Genomic DNA, 13,243 nt, shown 5'->3' with positions numbered 1-13,243 from the left:
CGGCTTGTTGGCTTTCGGCGTTTAGCGGCGGTAGACAATTCTCCCCCGGCTCGGATCGTAAGGGGTAATCTCAACCACCACCCGGTCCCCGGGAAGAATGCGGATATAGTTCATGCGCATCTTGCCCGAGATGTAGCAGAGAATCTCAGGGCCATTGTCGAGCTGTACCCGAAACGTAGTGTTGGGCAGGGCCTCGCTAATCACCCCTTCGGCGCGAATTGTGTCTTTTTCCTTGGCCAAGCATTTCCTCCTAGAATCCCCAGTCCCGACGCTAACCTCCTACCGGCATGGCTCTCCGGCTCCCCGTCAAGAGGCGAGGGCCAGACTCGGTAATCAGCACCGTGTTTTCGTAGTGGGCCGCCAGGTTGCCTTTGCCAACCGTGGCCGTCCAACCATCCGACAATATTACCATCTTGGCGGGGTATAAGGCAACCATGGGCTCAAACGCCAGGGTCATGCCAGGGCGTAGCTTGGGGCCTTTACCGGGCTCGCCGTAGTTGGGAACCTGGGGGTCTTCGTGGAGCTCGCGCCCCACTCCATGTCCCACCATCTCGCGGATACACCACAGACCGTTCTGCTTTTCTACAAAATCCTGTACCGCAGCAGCCACATCACCAATGCGCTTACCGGGCTGTAGAAGTTCCAATCCCAACCAAAAGGCTTCTTCGGTCACCTGCATCAGCTTCTGGGCTTCGGGCGAAACCCTGCCTACCGCATAAGTGCGGGCCATATCGGTGGTGTACCCATCGTAGGTAAAAAGGAAGTCCACCTTCAAGAGCTCCCCTTCCTGCAAGGGACGCTTGGAGGGGAAACCGTGCACCACCACATCGTCAATGGACATGCAGGTAGCACTGGGATAGGGCACCTGCCCACCGGCCCGGTAGCCAATCTGGGGCGCTTTCCCTCCCACCTTTTGAATGGCCCGCAAGATCATCTGGTCGAGCTCATAAGTGCTCATCCCAGGCCGAATATGGGGCTCCACCTCAGCAAAGATCTGGGTGTGAAGCTGACCGGTTTTGGTCATCTTCTCGATTTCCCAGGGCGATTTGATGTGGATGGCCATAAATGGGTCAAAAATATCGCGTCTCTAGGCTTTGACGCCCAGCGCTTCCTGGATGGCCTGGTACACCTCGTCCACCTTGCCCAGCCCATTGATTTGCTTGAGGCTACCGGTCTTTTGATAGTAGTCCACCAACGGCTGGGTTTTCTGGCGGTACTCGGCCATACGGGCCCGGATGGTTTCCTCGTTGTCGTCCGAGCGGCCTTCTTCCAGAGCCCGACCCAACAAGCGCCGCACCAGTTCATCCTCGGGGGCCGTAACCAACAAAACCCCCAGCAGGCGAATCTTGCGCTCCCGCAAAAGTTTGTCCAGGGCTTCAGCCTGAGCCAGGGTACGGGGAAACCCGTCAAAAATGACCCTGGGGTCTGGCATGGACGATAGTTCTTCCCCGATCAACCCCAAAATAAGCTCGTCGGGTACCAGCTTCCCAGCATCCATAATGGGCTTTGCCAGCCGGCCCAGCTCGGTACCCCGGGCCACGTGGCTGCGCAAAATGTCGCCAGTTGAAAGCTGTTTGAATCCCATCTCTGAAGCCAGGCGCTTGGCCTGGGTACCCTTGCCCGCACCGGGGGGGCCTAAGAAAATGACCGCCTCTGCCATATCTCAAGTCTCCTTAGCGGGTACGGCCCCGCAAGCGGCCCTTGGACAAAAAGCCCTCGTAGTTGCGCATCTGCAACTGGGCCTCAATTTGCCGCAAGGTGTCAAGCGCCACCCCTACCACAATCAACAAGCTGATGCCCGAGAAGTGGAAGGCCAGGGTAGTCACGCCGGTCACGTTTTGCATGATGGTGGGCAGAGCGGCCACAATGCCCAAGAAGATAGCCCCCCATAAGGTCAGGCGCGAGACAATGTGCTCCAAGAACTTCACCGTAGGGTCACCGGGGCGAATGCCCGGAATGAATCCGCCATATTCTCGCAGGTTTTCTGAGATTCGCCGTGGGTCGAACTGCACGGCTGTGTAGACATAGGTGAAACCCACAATCAGGAGCACCTCGATCAGAAGACCGGGGAAACGGGTAGGGGTGAAAAAGTTGGCCACCGCCTGGGCTACCGCCGACTCGGGAAAGACCCCCGTGATAAACAGCGGAAGCTGGAGCAGCGCTGCTGCGAAGATGATGGGAATCACCCCGGCAGCATTGAGCTTGATGGGGATATAGGTAGCCTGCCCGCCAAACATCTTACGGCCTACCTGCTTGCGGGCATATTGCACCGGAATCCGGCGCTCGGCTTGTTGGACCGCAGCCATGGCCGCAAAGGCCAGCACGATAAAAGCCAGGAAGATCAGGAGGGCAATCAGGTTGACCTCGCCGGTGCGCACCAGGCCAAAAGTGCGGCCCAGTTGCGGCAACCAGGCCGCCACAATGCCGGCGAAAATGACCATGCTGGTGCCGTTGCCGATGCCATACTCGGTAATGCGCTCGGCCATCCAGAGCAGCAAGGCAATACCGGCCACCTGGGTAATCACCACCACAAAGTAGAAGAAAAAGCCGGGCTCCCAGCCGGGCAGCAGGAAAGCCCCGTTGTTGGAACCCAGGAAAGCGGTGGCCAAGAACAAGCCCTGCACCGCCCCCAGAGCAATACCGGCTATGCGGGTGTACTGGGTGATGATGCGACGGCCTTCCTCGCCCTCTTTTTGTAGCTTTTCCAGGGCCGGGATGACCGTTACCAAAAGCTGCATGATGATGGCGGCGGTGATGTAGGGCATGATACCCAGGGCAAAAATGGAGAACTGCTCGAAGTTACCACCAGAAAAGAGGTTCACCAGCCCCAGGGCACTGCCCGCCTGGGTTCCCAGAAACTCGCGGATTTTGCTGATATCCACCCCGGGGGTGGGGATGAAGGTACCCAACCGATACAGCGCCAGCACCAAGAGCGTAAACAGGATGCGCTTACGCAACTCGGGGATGATCAGCGCGGAGCGGAAGGCCGCGAGCATCTTAGGCCCCCTCGATCACAATAGCTTCGCCGCCCGCAGCCTTGAGTTTCTCGACCGCAGCCTGCGAGAACTTGTGGGCATGCACCTTGACGCCCTTGGCGTCACCCTGGGCCAGCACCTTTACGGGATAGCCGGGGCGCACCAGTCCCGCCTGGGCCAGGGCTGCGGGGTTTACCTCACCTCCGGCGAAGTGCTTGGCTATGGCGCCCAGATTAACTACCTGGTATTCCACTCGTCTGAGTTCACCGTGGGAGTCACCCTTCATGCCGCGCTTAGGCAGGCGCATCAACAGGGTGGAGCGACCCCCCTCGAAGCGGGCCGGGTTTTTGAGGCCACCCGAACGGGATTTTTGGCCCTTATGACCGCGCCCTGCCGTTTTACCCTTGCCCGAGCCAGGGCCACGGCCCACGCGCTTGGGGCGCTTATTGGCCCCCTGATTGGGACGAATATCGGTGAGTTTCATTCCACCACCTCCACCAGGTGGGAAACCTTGCGAATCTGGCCGCGCATGGCGGGGTTGTCCTGCACCTCACGCACGCGGTTCATTTTGGTTAAGCCCAGTACCTTGAGGGCGGCTTTCTGGTCTTTGGGATAGCCGATTGGGCTCTTGACCAGCCGAACTTTGACGGTAGCCATCAGGCCACCTCCTCGGCTTTGGTGGGTGTCTTGCGCAGGCGCTTGACATCGTCCCAGGTCTGCAGTTGGCGCAGGGCCTCCATGGTGGCATAGGCAATGTTGACCGAGTTGCGCGAGCCCAGTTCCTTGGTCAGGATGTCGGTAATGCCGGCGAGCTCGAGGATGGCACGGGGCACCTGTCCGGCAATTACCCCAGTACCGGGGGCAGCAGGGCGCAGCAGGATGGTGGAAGAACCCCAGGTCACGCTGATCTCGTGGGGAATGGTGCCGTTTTGCAGGGGCACCTCTACCATCTCACGCTTGGCATAGTTGTTGGCTTTTTGCACTGCCATCGGTACTTCTTTGGCTTTGCCCAGGCCCAGGCCCACCCGGCCTTGCCGGTCTCCTACGGCTACCAAAGCTCCGAAGCGGAAGCGACGACCCCCCTGGTAGGTCTTGGAGGTGCGGCGCACAAAGATCATCTTTTCTTCAAAATCGGTTTCAGGCATATAAAACCTCGCAGAAAGCCCACCACTGAAAGCTAAAAGCGGAGCCTTTTCGGGCCTTGGGCTTTAGGCTTTCAGCCTTCGGCTTAGAACTCCAATCCCCCTTCACGTGCACCATCAGCTAGGGCCTTCACGCGCCCGTGGTACTTGAACGAGCCCCGGTCAAAAACCACTTGGGCAATGCCTTTGGCCTTGGCCGCCTCGGCAATGGCCTGGCCGACCTTTTTGGCCACTTCGGTCTTATTACCCGAGAGTTTGAGGGATTTGCTCGAGACCGCTGCCAGGGTCTCCCCTTTCGCGTCGTCAATGATTTGTGCGTAGATATGCTGCAAGCTCCGGTGGACGCTGAGCCGCAACCGTCCTGAGGATTTGACGGCGTTGCGAACCCGGAACTTGCGGCGATCTTCAGTGGACAAACGAGCCACAGATTCTCCTTCCTTCTATCACCCGCTCCCCCTTTGCACAACGGGGCAGGATGCGTCTATTTGCCCGCAGTCTTGCCGGGCTTGGTCTTGATCACTTCATCAGCGTAACGAATGCCCTTAGCATGGTAAGCATCGGGAGGACGCACGGCCCGTACGTTGGCTGCAACCTGTCCCACTAGTTGCTTATCAATTCCCACAATACGGATTTTGGTGGGTTCGGGCACTTCAAAGGTGATACCTGCAGGCGGTGTAACGATATCTTTGTGGCTGTGCCCTACAGTGAGCTCGAGGTTCTTGCCTTGCATGCTTGCGCGATAGCCCGTACCGCTGATCAGCATTTCTTTCATATAGCCCGCCGAAACGCCCTGAATCGCATTGGCAATGAGGGTACGGGTCAGGCCATGGAGGCTCTTGTGGGTACGGCTATCCGAGGGGCGGCTCACCGTGATGGCCCCGTTCTCGTTCTTCACGGTAAGGTCGGCGTGAATGGGAACGGTCAGTTCGCCCTTAGCACCCTTGACCTTAACCAACCCCGCAGCCACATCCACGGTCACGCCCTTGGGCAAGGCGATAGCTTGCTTTCCAATGCGGCTCATTACCACACCTCGCAAATCACTTCGCCACCCACACCCAGCTTGCGGGCTTCGCGGTCGGGCAACAGACCTTTAGAGGTCGAGACAATGGCCACCCCTAGACCGCGGCGCACGCTGGGCATGTTCTCGGCAGTCACATAGACCCGGCGACCTGGGCGGCTGACCCGCTGAATGTGCTGGATCACCTGTTCGCGCCGAGGGCCGTATTTGAGGGTCAGGCGGATGAAGGGCTTGCCATTCACTTCAACCTGCTCAATCCCCTTGAGAAAACCTTCCTTGACAAGGATGCTGGCAATCTGCTGCTTGAACTTAGAAGCAGGCACATCCACGCTCTCCTTGTGAACCTGGATTCCGTTGCGAATCCGGGTCAACATATCGGCAATTGGATCACTAAGCATTACAGAATCTCCTTCTTTTCAAGCGTTCTGCCTTGTTTGGAGGTTTGCGGAACCCGGTCTTGGCCAAATCTGCCAACCAGCCAGTTCAGAACATCCGCAGAGAGCGCTCGAGGATTGGCCTTGCGGTATCGGTGAAAACTCACCGACCTACAAAGCAATCTTTACCAACTGGCTTTCTTGACACCCGGCAACTGGCCCTTGTGGGCCATTTCGCGAAACTGAAGACGCGAGATACCAAAGTAGCGCAAAAAAGCCTTGGAACGACCCGTCACCGCACAACGGTTCTTATGGCGGGTGGGGCTGGCATCGCGGGGCAGTTCAGCCAGTGCAGCGTAGTCGCCCGCTGCTTTGAGGGCAGCCCGCTTGGCCGCATACTTGGCGATGGTTTTTTGCTTGCGCTTCATCTTCTCGACTTGGGATTTTTTAGCCATTGATTCACCTCCTTTCAGTCGCTAGTCAAAAGTCTATTGTCCGTAGGGGATTGGGCTATAGACCTCTACTTTCGGAACGGAAACCCGAGCAATTCCAACAGCGCCTTGGCTTCCTCGTCGGTCTTGGCCGTGGTGACCACCGCAATATCCATCCCGCGTACCGTATCCACCATATCGAAGGTGATCTCGGGGAAGATGGCTTGCTCACGCAGGCCCAGGTTGTAGTTACCGCGACCATCGAAGGCACCGGGGTTGACCCCACGGAAATCGCGGATGCGGGGCAGGGCGATGTTGAGCAGTTTTTCCGCAAAAATCCACATCCGGTCACCGCGCAAGGTTACACGCAAACCAATGGGCATTCCCTGACGCAGCTTGAAGTTGGAGATGGACTTCTTGGCACGGGTGATGGCGGGTTGCTGACCCGTAATGATGGCCAGTTCTTTGCCAGCTTTTTCCAAAATCCGGCTGTCTTCCTTGGCCTCTCCCAAACCCTGATTAACCACAATTTTAACCAAGCGAGGCGCAGCCATGATGTTGTTATAGGCAAAGCGCTTCATCAGCTCGGGGCGAATCTCCTCGGCGTAGCGTTTCTTGAGGGCAACTTCTAGAGCCATATCTGAATCTCCCCTTACTTGGTAGTATCCAACACGCCATCGCATTTGGCGCAAACGCGGATGTTGCGCTCTTTGCCGTCATCGCCCTTAATTTTCCGGTGACGGATGCGGGTGGGCTTCTCACAACTTGGGCAGATGGGCATCACCTTGGAGGCATGCAGCGGGGCCTCGCTCTCGATGAAGCCCCCCTGTGGGTTGCGGGGGTTGGGGCGCACCGCACGCTTGATCATGTTCAGCCCCTCGACCACCACCATACCCTCTTTGGGCATGACGGACTTGACCTTGCCGGTCTCACCGCGCAGTCCTTCTTTACCAGAAAGAACCACTACCATGTCCCCTTTTTTGACGTGTACTTTGGACATCATTCCTCCGATTTTGCTTTCGGGCTGGGACCGCCAAATCCTAGACACCAAATGGCAAGTTTACCAGAAATTGCCCTAAAAAGCATCCTTTGCTCGAGGCTTGTTCCGCATTGAGGGCTGGCTGTTGCCTTCTTTTGCTGCAACAAGCTGGGTGCGGGACGGGAGACCTGGGGAGCCTCCGGTGTATCGGAAACAACTTGCCTACGGCAAGAACCCGCAACCCATACTGAGATTCAGAGCACCTCGGGTGCCAGCGAAACGATCTTCATGAAACCGCGCTCGCGCAGTTCACGGGCCACTGGGCCAAACACGCGGGTTCCACGGGGCTCGTTCTGGGGGTTGATGATCACGGCAGCATTGGTATCGAAGCGGATGGAAGAACCATCCTGGCGGCGGATTTCCTTAGCAGTGCGCACCACCACGGCTTTGACCACATCGCCTTCCTTGACCATGCCACGAGGAATGGCTTCCTTGACCGAGGCCACAATCACATCGCCTACCCCGGCATATTTGCGATAGTGGCCGCCCATCACCCGGATACAGGCAATTTTGCGAGCGCCAGTATTGTCGGCGACTTCCAGCACAGTTTCTTGCTGAATCATGCTAGGCCCTCCTGGTTATTCGAAGCGCCGAACGGGATCACGCTTTACCACGCTCCTTGCGCAATTGGTAGCGCTCGACCAAGTCCATACGGCCTTCCTCGAGGCGCCCCACCACCACAAACTTCTTGTTCTTCGACATGGGGGTTGCCTCCCTTATCTCGACGATGTCACCCAGCTTGTACTGGTCGTTTTCATCATGAGCAAGGTATTTTTTGGATTGTTTGATGACCTTGCCGTAGAGCGGGTGCTGCATCTGGCGCTCGACCAAAACCGTGACGGTCTTCTGCGCCTTATCGCTTACCACCACGCCGGTTAGAACTTTTTTGGGCATCACCGACTCCTTTCTTGGACCTTCTTGGCGCGGGGCTTTTTCGCGGCTGGAGCTTCGGCCTCACTCACCACCGTGATCCCTTTGGCCTTCTCGCCCAGCACGGTCATCATGCGGGCAATCTCGCGCTTGGCCTCGGCTACCCGATGGTTTTTGTCCAGTTGCCCGATACTGGACTGAAAGCGCAACTCCATTAGCTCTTTTTTGGTGTCCTGGATTCGCTTTTGCAGCTCCGACACCGGCAGTTTGCGCAGCTCACTGGGCTTCGTCATAGGCATCGCGTCTCACCACCTTGGTTTGCATGGGCAGCTTGTGTCCTGCCAGACGAAGGGCTTCGCGGGCTTGTTCTTCGGTTACACCGGATACTTCAAACATCACCCGGCCTGGCTTCACCACAGCAACATACCCCTCTACATTCCCCTTTCCCTTACCCATCCGGACTTCCAGGGGCTTCTTGGTAAAGGGTTTGTCTGGGAAGATCCGAATAAAAATCTTCCCTCCACGGCGGAAGTGGCGTACCATTGCCACACGCGCCGCTTCGATTTGCTGGCTGGTCACCCAGGTGGGTTCCATGGCCACCAGGCCCCATTCGCCAAAGGCCACATAGTCGCCACCCTTGGCCGTGCCGCGCATCCGGCCCCGGTGGGCCTTGCGGTATTTCATGCGTTTGGGCATCAACATGCTTTACTCCCCTTCCTTGGTGCCGGCCCCCGCTTTGCGCACCGCCGAGCGACGGCGCGGCTTGCTATCCTCGCGGTCGCGCTTGGGCGCTGCGGGACGAGCGGCAGGCGTTGCACCGGGCACAATCTTCTTGCCGCCAATTACCTCGCCCATGAACACATAGGCTTTGACGCCCAGCGAGCCGTAGGTGGTCTCGGCCCTGGCAGTTCCATAATCTATGTTGGCCCGCAGGGTATGCAGGGGCACCCGGCCTTCGGCAGCCCACTCCACGCGGGCCTGTTCGGCCCCACCGATCCGACCCGAGACCACAATTTTGGCCCCCTGCGCACCGGATTCACGCACCCGCTGGACGGCTTGTTTAATGCTGCGGCGTACGGCGAAACGGCGTTCGATCTGTTCGGCTACACGCTGGGCCACCAGGGGCGCCGACAGGTTGGGGTTGCCGACTTCCTGGACGTTTAGGGCTACGGTCTTACCAGGGAACTTGTTTTGTAAGGTCTCGCGCAGGCGCTTGATGGTTTCACCACCACGCCCAATCACCACCCCGGGCTTGGCTGCATAAACGGTAATGGCAATGTTGTCGGCGGCCCGCTCGACATCTATACGGGCCAGACCTGCCGGGCGCAGTTCTTTCTCGATGGTGCGGCGAATCAGGCGGTCATCTTGAATAATCTTGGCATAAGACTTCTTGCCTGCGTACCAGCGCGATTCAAACTCGCGGGTGATACCCAAGCGCAAGCCTACGGGATTGATCTTGTTACCCATTTTTCTCCCCCACGACAATGGTAATGTGGCTGGTACGCTTCTTGATCATGTTGGCGCTTCCACGGGCGCGAGGCAGCATCCGCTTGATGGCAGGGCCTTCATCCACAAAGGCTGCCTTGACGAAGATCTGATCTTCGATCATGTTCTTGCGGTCATCGTTCATGCCATTGGCAGCGGCGGACTCGAGCACCTTGGCCACAATCTCTGAAGCGCGGTGCGGGGTGTACTTGAGGATGGCCCGGGCTTCCTCGAGTTTCTTTCCGCGAATCAGGTCTACGACCAAGCGCACCTTCTGCGGCGACATGCGAACGTGGCGGGCGGTGGCCAGGGCATAGGTGTGGGCGGTCTCAGCCTTGAGGGCCTCGCTTCGCTGACGCAGCGACATCTTGGCATAGCGCTGCAAACCCGCCGAGCCGGGATGGTGAACATCACGGAGGTCATTGCGAATGTCCTTGCGGTCACTCTTCTTGAGACGTTTGGCTTCCATGCTTCACCCCCTTATTTCTTGGCTGCGGTCTTGGCCTCGCGGCTGTGACCCTTGTAGGTGCGGGTGGGCGAGAACTCGCCCAGCTTGTGCCCCACCATCTGTTCGGTCACATAGACCGGTACGTGTTGCTTACCGTTGTAGACCGCCAGGGTATGGCCGATCATCTCGGGCACGATGGTGCTCCGACGGCTCCAGGTCTTGATCACCCGCTTTTCGCCTTTGGCGTTCATCGCCTCGACTTTTTCCAGCAGGTGGCCTTCCACGAAAATTCCTTTTTTCAAGCTGCGTGGCATAGTTTCCTCACCTGTGCCGCCGCGCGCGGCGGCACGAAAAAGTTCTTACTTTCGACGAGACACGATGAGCGCGCTCGAGGGCTTCTTCTTCTTGCGGGTCTTGAGACCTTTGGCCTGCTGGCCCCAGGGCGAGACCGGCGGACGGCCCCGCGGCGCCCGGCCTTCCCCACCGCCGTGCGGGTGGTCTACTGGGTTCATGACCGTTCCACGCACGTGGCCCTTGCGACCCTTGTGGCGGTTACGACCCGCCTTGCCGATTACGATATTTTTGTGATCGCTGTTGGAAACCACCCCGATGGTGGCAAAGCACTCCCCGTGCACCTTGCGTAACTCGCCCGAGGGCAGCCGCAAGATCACATAATCGCCTTCGCGGCCTTGCACCTGTACGCTGGTGCCCGCACTGCGGGCCATTTTGGCTCCCTTGCCTGGCTCGAGTTCAACGGCATGAATTACCGTACCGACCGGGATGAAGCGCAAAGGAAGCGCATTACCCACAGCGATTGCGGCTTCGGGGCCACTGCTGACGGTACTGTCTACGCTCAGGGTGTCGGGCGCCAGAATGTAGCGCTTCTCGCCATCGCGGTAGAACAAAAGTGCGATGCGGGCGGTACGGTTGGGATCGTACTCGATGGCCGCAACCCGTGCAGGAATTCCGACCTTGTCGCGGCGGCGGAAGTCAATAATGCGGTAGAGCTGCTTGTGCCCACCAGAAATGAACCGGCTGGTGGTGCGGCCCTGGTTGTTGCGCCCCCCGGTTTTTTTCATCGGGGCAGTGAGGCTCTTCTCCGGCCGCTTCTTGGTCAGATCGGAGAAGTCCGCCACCGTCATGGTGCGGCGTGATGGGGTATAGGGTCTAAACTTCTTTACAGCCATTTTCTCTTTCCTCTCACCTGATACGGACTAACCGAGTCGTCCTGATTCCAAGTGGATTTTTTGCCCCTTCATCCGCCCCTGTTCGTGAGATAGACAGGCTTGGCTCGGTCTCGAGGCGATGGAAGAAAAGTGGAAAGGGTAAAAGGGTGAAAGCAAAAAGGCAACTGCAACCATCACGCTGACTCGCTCTAGCTTCTACCCTCTTATCCCTTTACCTCCCTTCCTTAGATAAAGCCCGCTGTCTGTGCAAAGCTGCGCTAGATCAGTCCTTCCAGGGCTTCGATCTTCTGTCCGGCGGCCACCGTCACGATGGCCTTCTTACGGTCGGAACGCTTACCGGCAAAGCGGCCCAGGCGCTTGTCTTTGCCCAAGGTGTTCTGGGTGTTGACCCGCACTACCTTGACCTTGAAGGCAGCCTCCACCGCATTGGCAATCTCGGTCTTGTTGGCCTCAGGGTGCACCCAGAAAGTATAGATACCTTCGGAGAAGCGACCATAGGCTTTTTCCGACAAGACGGGTTGAAGAATTACGTCGTGGGGAGTTTTCATTAGGCCTTACCCCCTTCGCCCTGAGCCGATGCGCTCACCCGAGTCTGCACACCTTCCCAAGCAGCCACCTCCATCACCAAGGCTTCTTGGCGCATGATGTCGTATACATTGAGTCCCTCGGGCGCCAGCACCCGTACCTTGGGCAGGTTGCGGGCGGCACGGGCTACCTTCTCGTCACTGGTGACCAGCAAGATGGAATGGCCTTCGAGGTTGTTGGCTTTGAGCCAGGCCACGAACTCCTTGGTTTTACCGTTCACGCCCTTGAAGTCTTCGACCAAGAAGAGCTTGCCTTCCTTGGCGCGGTCGGCCAGGGCCATCAAAAGACCCAGCTTGCGAACTTTTTTGGGCAAGGTATAGCTGTAGTCGCGGGGTTGTGGGCCAAAGACCGTACCCCCCCCCACAAAAATGGGGGCCGCATAGTCACCGTGGCGCGCGCGCCCAGTGTGCTTTTGCCCATACATCTTTTTGGTGGTGAAGTTCACCATGCCACGGGTCTTGGTAGCAGCTGTGCCCCGGCGGCGCGAGGCCAGTTGCCAACGCACTACTTCGTAGAGCACGTGGCCATTAACCGCTTCGGGAAGATGGGCCTCCACGGTCTTTTTGCTTCCGAGCACCGGAAGGTTATACATTACTTACCTCCCTTTCCGGCCTTGACGGCGGGTACTTTACTGGTCTGGCGCACCACTACCAAGCTGCCGTTGGCCCCTGGTACCGAGCCCTTGACCAAGATCAGGTTTTCCCCCTCGAGCACGTCCACGACCTCGAGGCCCTGGATGGTCACTTTTTCGTTGCCCCAACGCCCGGCCATCTTCTTACCCTTAAAGACTCGGCCCGGCGTCTTGCGGTTACCAATCGAGCCCCCGTGGCGGTGAATCTTGTGAGCACCATGCGAGTCGTTGCCGCCGGCAAAGTTCCATTTCTTCATCACACCGGTAAAGCCGTGGCCTTTGGAGGTGCCCGTCACATCCACCACTTCCCCCGCATTGAAAATACTTACCGTCACGGTATCGCCGTCGGGGTTGAAGCCCCGCAGTTCCCTGAGGAATTTCACAGGTTCAACCCCAGCCCTGGCGAAATGGCCCTTGGCAGGCTTGTTGATCCGTTGGGCCTTCTGGCTTTGGAAGCCAAGTTGCACCGCTTCGTAGCCATCCTTATCGGCGGTTTTGCGCTGTACTACCGGACAGGGGCCCGCCAAAATCACCGTCACGGGAACGGCCTTATCGCCCTTCCAGACCTGGGTCATACCCACTTTGGTTCCAAGGATGCCCTTCATTAGCGGCCTCCTACCATCTTCAGTTCGATCTCTACCCCGGTGGGCAGGTCGAGGTTGCGCAACCCTTCAATGGTTTTGGGGGTGGGGTCGGTGATATCCACCAGGCGGTTGTGGGTACGCAGCTCAAAGTGCTCACGGCTGTCCTTGTGCTTGAAGGGACCCCGCAGCACGGTGAAGCGACGGATGCGGGTCGGCAGCGGCACCGGGCCAGCTACCTGGGCCCCGCTGCGGCGGGCGGTTTCCACAATCTTGGCTGCCGAAGCGTCCAAGCTTTTGTGGTCAAAGCCCCGAAGTTTGATACGAATCTTTGGCATTCAGGGCCTCCCTTACTCGATAATCTTTGCCACCACACCGGCACCCACGGTGCGACCGCCCTCACGGATGGCGAAACGCAGCCCTTCCTCCATGGCGATGGGCTTGATGAGTTCAACGTTGAAGGTAATGTTGTCCCCC

25 protein-coding genes and 1 pseudogene are annotated in these 13,243 nt (G+C 58.2%); all 26 read right to left on the bottom strand.

Features of this window, described 5'->3' with window-relative positions; genetic code table 11:
- Nucleotides 1–21: 21 nt before the first annotated feature.
- Complete coding sequence (infA, locus tag WKI89_RS04780) at nt 22–240, bottom strand: translation initiation factor IF-1 (RefSeq protein ID WP_119357170.1); 219 nt, start codon at nt 238–240, stop codon at nt 22–24.
- 31 nt (nt 241–271) lie between these two features.
- Nucleotides 272–1,063 carry a type I methionyl aminopeptidase gene (map, locus tag WKI89_RS04775; protein ID WP_337868077.1) on the bottom strand — a complete coding sequence of 264 codons (792 nt, stop codon included), beginning with the start codon at nt 1,061–1,063 and terminating at the stop codon, nt 272–274.
- 24 nt (nt 1,064–1,087) lie between these two features.
- Entirely contained in the window at nt 1,088–1,660 is a 573-nt protein-coding gene (locus WKI89_RS04770) for an adenylate kinase (protein ID WP_337868076.1), read from the bottom strand.
- Nucleotides 1,661–1,673: 13 nt separating this feature from the next.
- The gene (gene secY, locus WKI89_RS04765; protein ID WP_337868075.1) at nt 1,674–2,996 is read right to left on the bottom strand and encodes a preprotein translocase subunit SecY; all 1,323 of its coding nucleotides are present in this window, start codon (nt 2,994–2,996) and stop codon (nt 1,674–1,676) included.
- Between the two features lies 1 nt (nt 2,997).
- Nucleotides 2,998–3,459: a 50S ribosomal protein L15 gene (gene rplO / locus WKI89_RS04760; protein WP_337868074.1), complete on the bottom strand. Its 462-nt coding sequence runs from the start codon at nt 3,457–3,459 to the stop codon at nt 2,998–3,000.
- Complete coding sequence (rpmD, locus tag WKI89_RS04755; protein WP_337868073.1) at nt 3,456–3,632, bottom strand: 50S ribosomal protein L30; 177 nt, start codon at nt 3,630–3,632, stop codon at nt 3,456–3,458. Before rpmD ends, rplO begins: the two co-directional genes overlap by 4 nt.
- A complete protein-coding gene (gene rpsE / locus WKI89_RS04750) occupies nt 3,632–4,120 on the bottom strand; it encodes a 30S ribosomal protein S5 (protein ID WP_337868072.1) in 489 nt (162 codons plus the stop codon). The genes rpmD and rpsE overlap by 1 nt, the downstream gene beginning before the upstream one ends.
- An 83-nt stretch (nt 4,121–4,203) precedes the next feature.
- The gene (rplR, locus tag WKI89_RS04745; protein WP_337868071.1) at nt 4,204–4,542 is read right to left on the bottom strand and encodes a 50S ribosomal protein L18; all 339 of its coding nucleotides are present in this window, start codon (nt 4,540–4,542) and stop codon (nt 4,204–4,206) included.
- 56 nt (nt 4,543–4,598) lie between these two features.
- Nucleotides 4,599–5,138, bottom strand: coding sequence for a 50S ribosomal protein L6 (gene rplF, locus WKI89_RS04740; RefSeq protein WP_337868070.1), 540 nt, complete (start codon nt 5,136–5,138; stop codon nt 4,599–4,601).
- Nucleotides 5,138–5,533: a 30S ribosomal protein S8 gene (gene rpsH, locus WKI89_RS04735; protein WP_337868069.1), complete on the bottom strand. Its 396-nt coding sequence runs from the start codon at nt 5,531–5,533 to the stop codon at nt 5,138–5,140. The genes rplF and rpsH overlap by 1 nt, the downstream gene beginning before the upstream one ends.
- Nucleotides 5,534–5,694: 161 nt before the next feature.
- Complete coding sequence (gene rpsN, locus WKI89_RS04730) at nt 5,695–5,964, bottom strand: 30S ribosomal protein S14 (RefSeq protein WP_337868068.1); 270 nt, start codon at nt 5,962–5,964, stop codon at nt 5,695–5,697.
- 65 nt (nt 5,965–6,029) lie between these two features.
- Nucleotides 6,030–6,578: a 50S ribosomal protein L5 gene (gene rplE, locus WKI89_RS04725; RefSeq protein ID WP_337868067.1), complete on the bottom strand. Its 549-nt coding sequence runs from the start codon at nt 6,576–6,578 to the stop codon at nt 6,030–6,032.
- 14 nt (nt 6,579–6,592) lie between these two features.
- Nucleotides 6,593–6,943, bottom strand: coding sequence for a 50S ribosomal protein L24 (gene rplX / locus WKI89_RS04720; RefSeq protein ID WP_337868066.1), 351 nt, complete (start codon nt 6,941–6,943; stop codon nt 6,593–6,595).
- Between the two features lie 230 nt (nt 6,944–7,173).
- Entirely contained in the window at nt 7,174–7,542 is a 369-nt protein-coding gene (gene rplN / locus WKI89_RS04715) for a 50S ribosomal protein L14 (protein ID WP_119340844.1), read from the bottom strand.
- A gap of 37 nt (nt 7,543–7,579) precedes the next feature.
- Nucleotides 7,580–7,873: a 30S ribosomal protein S17 gene (rpsQ, locus tag WKI89_RS04710; RefSeq protein ID WP_337868065.1), complete on the bottom strand. Its 294-nt coding sequence runs from the start codon at nt 7,871–7,873 to the stop codon at nt 7,580–7,582.
- Nucleotides 7,873–8,148, bottom strand: coding sequence for a 50S ribosomal protein L29 (rpmC, locus tag WKI89_RS04705; protein WP_337868064.1), 276 nt, complete (start codon nt 8,146–8,148; stop codon nt 7,873–7,875). Before rpmC ends, rpsQ begins: the two co-directional genes overlap by 1 nt.
- Complete coding sequence (gene rplP, locus WKI89_RS04700) at nt 8,126–8,551, bottom strand: 50S ribosomal protein L16 (RefSeq protein WP_119340846.1); 426 nt, start codon at nt 8,549–8,551, stop codon at nt 8,126–8,128. Before rplP ends, rpmC begins: the two co-directional genes overlap by 23 nt.
- A 3-nt stretch (nt 8,552–8,554) precedes the next feature.
- Nucleotides 8,555–9,316 carry a 30S ribosomal protein S3 gene (gene rpsC, locus WKI89_RS04695; protein ID WP_337868063.1) on the bottom strand — a complete coding sequence of 254 codons (762 nt, stop codon included), beginning with the start codon at nt 9,314–9,316 and terminating at the stop codon, nt 8,555–8,557.
- The gene (gene rplV, locus WKI89_RS04690; protein ID WP_337868174.1) at nt 9,309–9,701 is read right to left on the bottom strand and encodes a 50S ribosomal protein L22; all 393 of its coding nucleotides are present in this window, start codon (nt 9,699–9,701) and stop codon (nt 9,309–9,311) included. The genes rpsC and rplV overlap by 8 nt, the downstream gene beginning before the upstream one ends.
- Before the next feature lie 113 nt (nt 9,702–9,814).
- Nucleotides 9,815–10,096: a 30S ribosomal protein S19 gene (rpsS, locus tag WKI89_RS04685; RefSeq protein ID WP_337868062.1), complete on the bottom strand. Its 282-nt coding sequence runs from the start codon at nt 10,094–10,096 to the stop codon at nt 9,815–9,817.
- 45 nt (nt 10,097–10,141) lie between these two features.
- Entirely contained in the window at nt 10,142–10,969 is an 828-nt protein-coding gene (rplB, locus tag WKI89_RS04680; protein WP_337868061.1) for a 50S ribosomal protein L2, read from the bottom strand.
- Between the two features lie 257 nt (nt 10,970–11,226).
- Nucleotides 11,227–11,517, bottom strand: a complete 291-nt coding sequence (locus tag WKI89_RS04675) for a 50S ribosomal protein L23 (protein ID WP_337868060.1) — start codon at nt 11,515–11,517, stop codon at nt 11,227–11,229.
- Complete coding sequence (gene rplD / locus WKI89_RS04670; RefSeq protein ID WP_337868059.1) at nt 11,517–12,146, bottom strand: 50S ribosomal protein L4; 630 nt, start codon at nt 12,144–12,146, stop codon at nt 11,517–11,519. Before rplD ends, WKI89_RS04675 begins: the two co-directional genes overlap by 1 nt.
- Nucleotides 12,146–12,790 (bottom strand): 50S ribosomal protein L3, encoded by a 645-nt coding sequence (rplC, locus tag WKI89_RS04665; RefSeq protein WP_337868058.1) that lies wholly within the window; start codon nt 12,788–12,790, stop codon nt 12,146–12,148. The genes rplD and rplC overlap by 1 nt, the downstream gene beginning before the upstream one ends.
- Complete coding sequence (rpsJ, locus tag WKI89_RS04660; protein ID WP_119340854.1) at nt 12,790–13,104, bottom strand: 30S ribosomal protein S10; 315 nt, start codon at nt 13,102–13,104, stop codon at nt 12,790–12,792. The genes rplC and rpsJ overlap by 1 nt, the downstream gene beginning before the upstream one ends.
- Nucleotides 13,105–13,116: 12 nt before the next feature.
- Nucleotides 13,117–13,243: pseudogene (gene tuf / locus WKI89_RS04655) on the bottom strand (elongation factor Tu); the annotation flags it as partial.

This window comes from Meiothermus sp., assembly GCF_037443965.1.
Classification (GTDB): domain Bacteria; phylum Deinococcota; class Deinococci; order Deinococcales; family Thermaceae; genus Meiothermus.
The sequence above is the reverse complement of the archived record's forward strand: the minus strand, read 5'-3'. Positions and strand labels throughout refer to the sequence as shown.

What these genes read in the sequence shown, in the direction of transcription:
- map (WP_337868077.1), bottom strand. Translation starts at nt 1,063, where the DNA reads ATGGCCATCCACATCAAATCGCCCTGGGAAATCGAGAAGATGACCAAA.
- WKI89_RS04770 (WP_337868076.1), bottom strand. Translation starts at nt 1,660, where the DNA reads ATGGCAGAGGCGGTCATTTTCTTAGGCCCCCCCGGTGCGGGCAAGGGT.
- secY (WP_337868075.1), bottom strand. Translation starts at nt 2,996, where the DNA reads ATGCTCGCGGCCTTCCGCTCCGCGCTGATCATCCCCGAGTTGCGTAAG.
- rplO (WP_337868074.1), bottom strand. Translation starts at nt 3,459, where the DNA reads ATGAAACTCACCGATATTCGTCCCAATCAGGGGGCCAATAAGCGCCCC.
- rpmD (WP_337868073.1), bottom strand. Translation starts at nt 3,632, where the DNA reads ATGGCTACCGTCAAAGTTCGGCTGGTCAAGAGCCCAATCGGCTATCCC.
- rpsE (WP_337868072.1), bottom strand. Translation starts at nt 4,120, where the DNA reads ATGCCTGAAACCGATTTTGAAGAAAAGATGATCTTTGTGCGCCGCACC.
- rplF (WP_337868070.1), bottom strand. Translation starts at nt 5,138, where the DNA reads ATGAGCCGCATTGGAAAGCAAGCTATCGCCTTGCCCAAGGGCGTGACC.
- rpsH (WP_337868069.1), bottom strand. Translation starts at nt 5,533, where the DNA reads ATGCTTAGTGATCCAATTGCCGATATGTTGACCCGGATTCGCAACGGA.
- rpsN (WP_337868068.1), bottom strand. Translation starts at nt 5,964, where the DNA reads ATGGCTAAAAAATCCCAAGTCGAGAAGATGAAGCGCAAGCAAAAAACC.
- rplE (WP_337868067.1), bottom strand. Translation starts at nt 6,578, where the DNA reads ATGGCTCTAGAAGTTGCCCTCAAGAAACGCTACGCCGAGGAGATTCGC.
- rplX (WP_337868066.1), bottom strand. Translation starts at nt 6,943, where the DNA reads ATGATGTCCAAAGTACACGTCAAAAAAGGGGACATGGTAGTGGTTCTT.
- rplN (WP_119340844.1), bottom strand. Translation starts at nt 7,542, where the DNA reads ATGATTCAGCAAGAAACTGTGCTGGAAGTCGCCGACAATACTGGCGCT.
- rpsQ (WP_337868065.1), bottom strand. Translation starts at nt 7,873, where the DNA reads ATGCCCAAAAAAGTTCTAACCGGCGTGGTGGTAAGCGATAAGGCGCAG.
- rpmC (WP_337868064.1), bottom strand. Translation starts at nt 8,148, where the DNA reads ATGCCTATGACGAAGCCCAGTGAGCTGCGCAAACTGCCGGTGTCGGAG.
- rplP (WP_119340846.1), bottom strand. Translation starts at nt 8,551, where the DNA reads ATGTTGATGCCCAAACGCATGAAATACCGCAAGGCCCACCGGGGCCGG.
- rpsC (WP_337868063.1), bottom strand. Translation starts at nt 9,316, where the DNA reads ATGGGTAACAAGATCAATCCCGTAGGCTTGCGCTTGGGTATCACCCGC.
- rplV (WP_337868174.1), bottom strand. Translation starts at nt 9,701, where the DNA reads ATGTCGCTGCGTCAGCGAAGCGAGGCCCTCAAGGCTGAGACCGCCCAC.
- rpsS (WP_337868062.1), bottom strand. Translation starts at nt 10,096, where the DNA reads ATGCCACGCAGCTTGAAAAAAGGAATTTTCGTGGAAGGCCACCTGCTG.
- rplB (WP_337868061.1), bottom strand. Translation starts at nt 10,969, where the DNA reads ATGGCTGTAAAGAAGTTTAGACCCTATACCCCATCACGCCGCACCATG.
- WKI89_RS04675 (WP_337868060.1), bottom strand. Translation starts at nt 11,517, where the DNA reads ATGAAAACTCCCCACGACGTAATTCTTCAACCCGTCTTGTCGGAAAAA.
- rplD (WP_337868059.1), bottom strand. Translation starts at nt 12,146, where the DNA reads ATGTATAACCTTCCGGTGCTCGGAAGCAAAAAGACCGTGGAGGCCCAT.
- rplC (WP_337868058.1), bottom strand. Translation starts at nt 12,790, where the DNA reads ATGAAGGGCATCCTTGGAACCAAAGTGGGTATGACCCAGGTCTGGAAG.
- rpsJ (WP_119340854.1), bottom strand. Translation starts at nt 13,104, where the DNA reads ATGCCAAAGATTCGTATCAAACTTCGGGGCTTTGACCACAAAAGCTTG.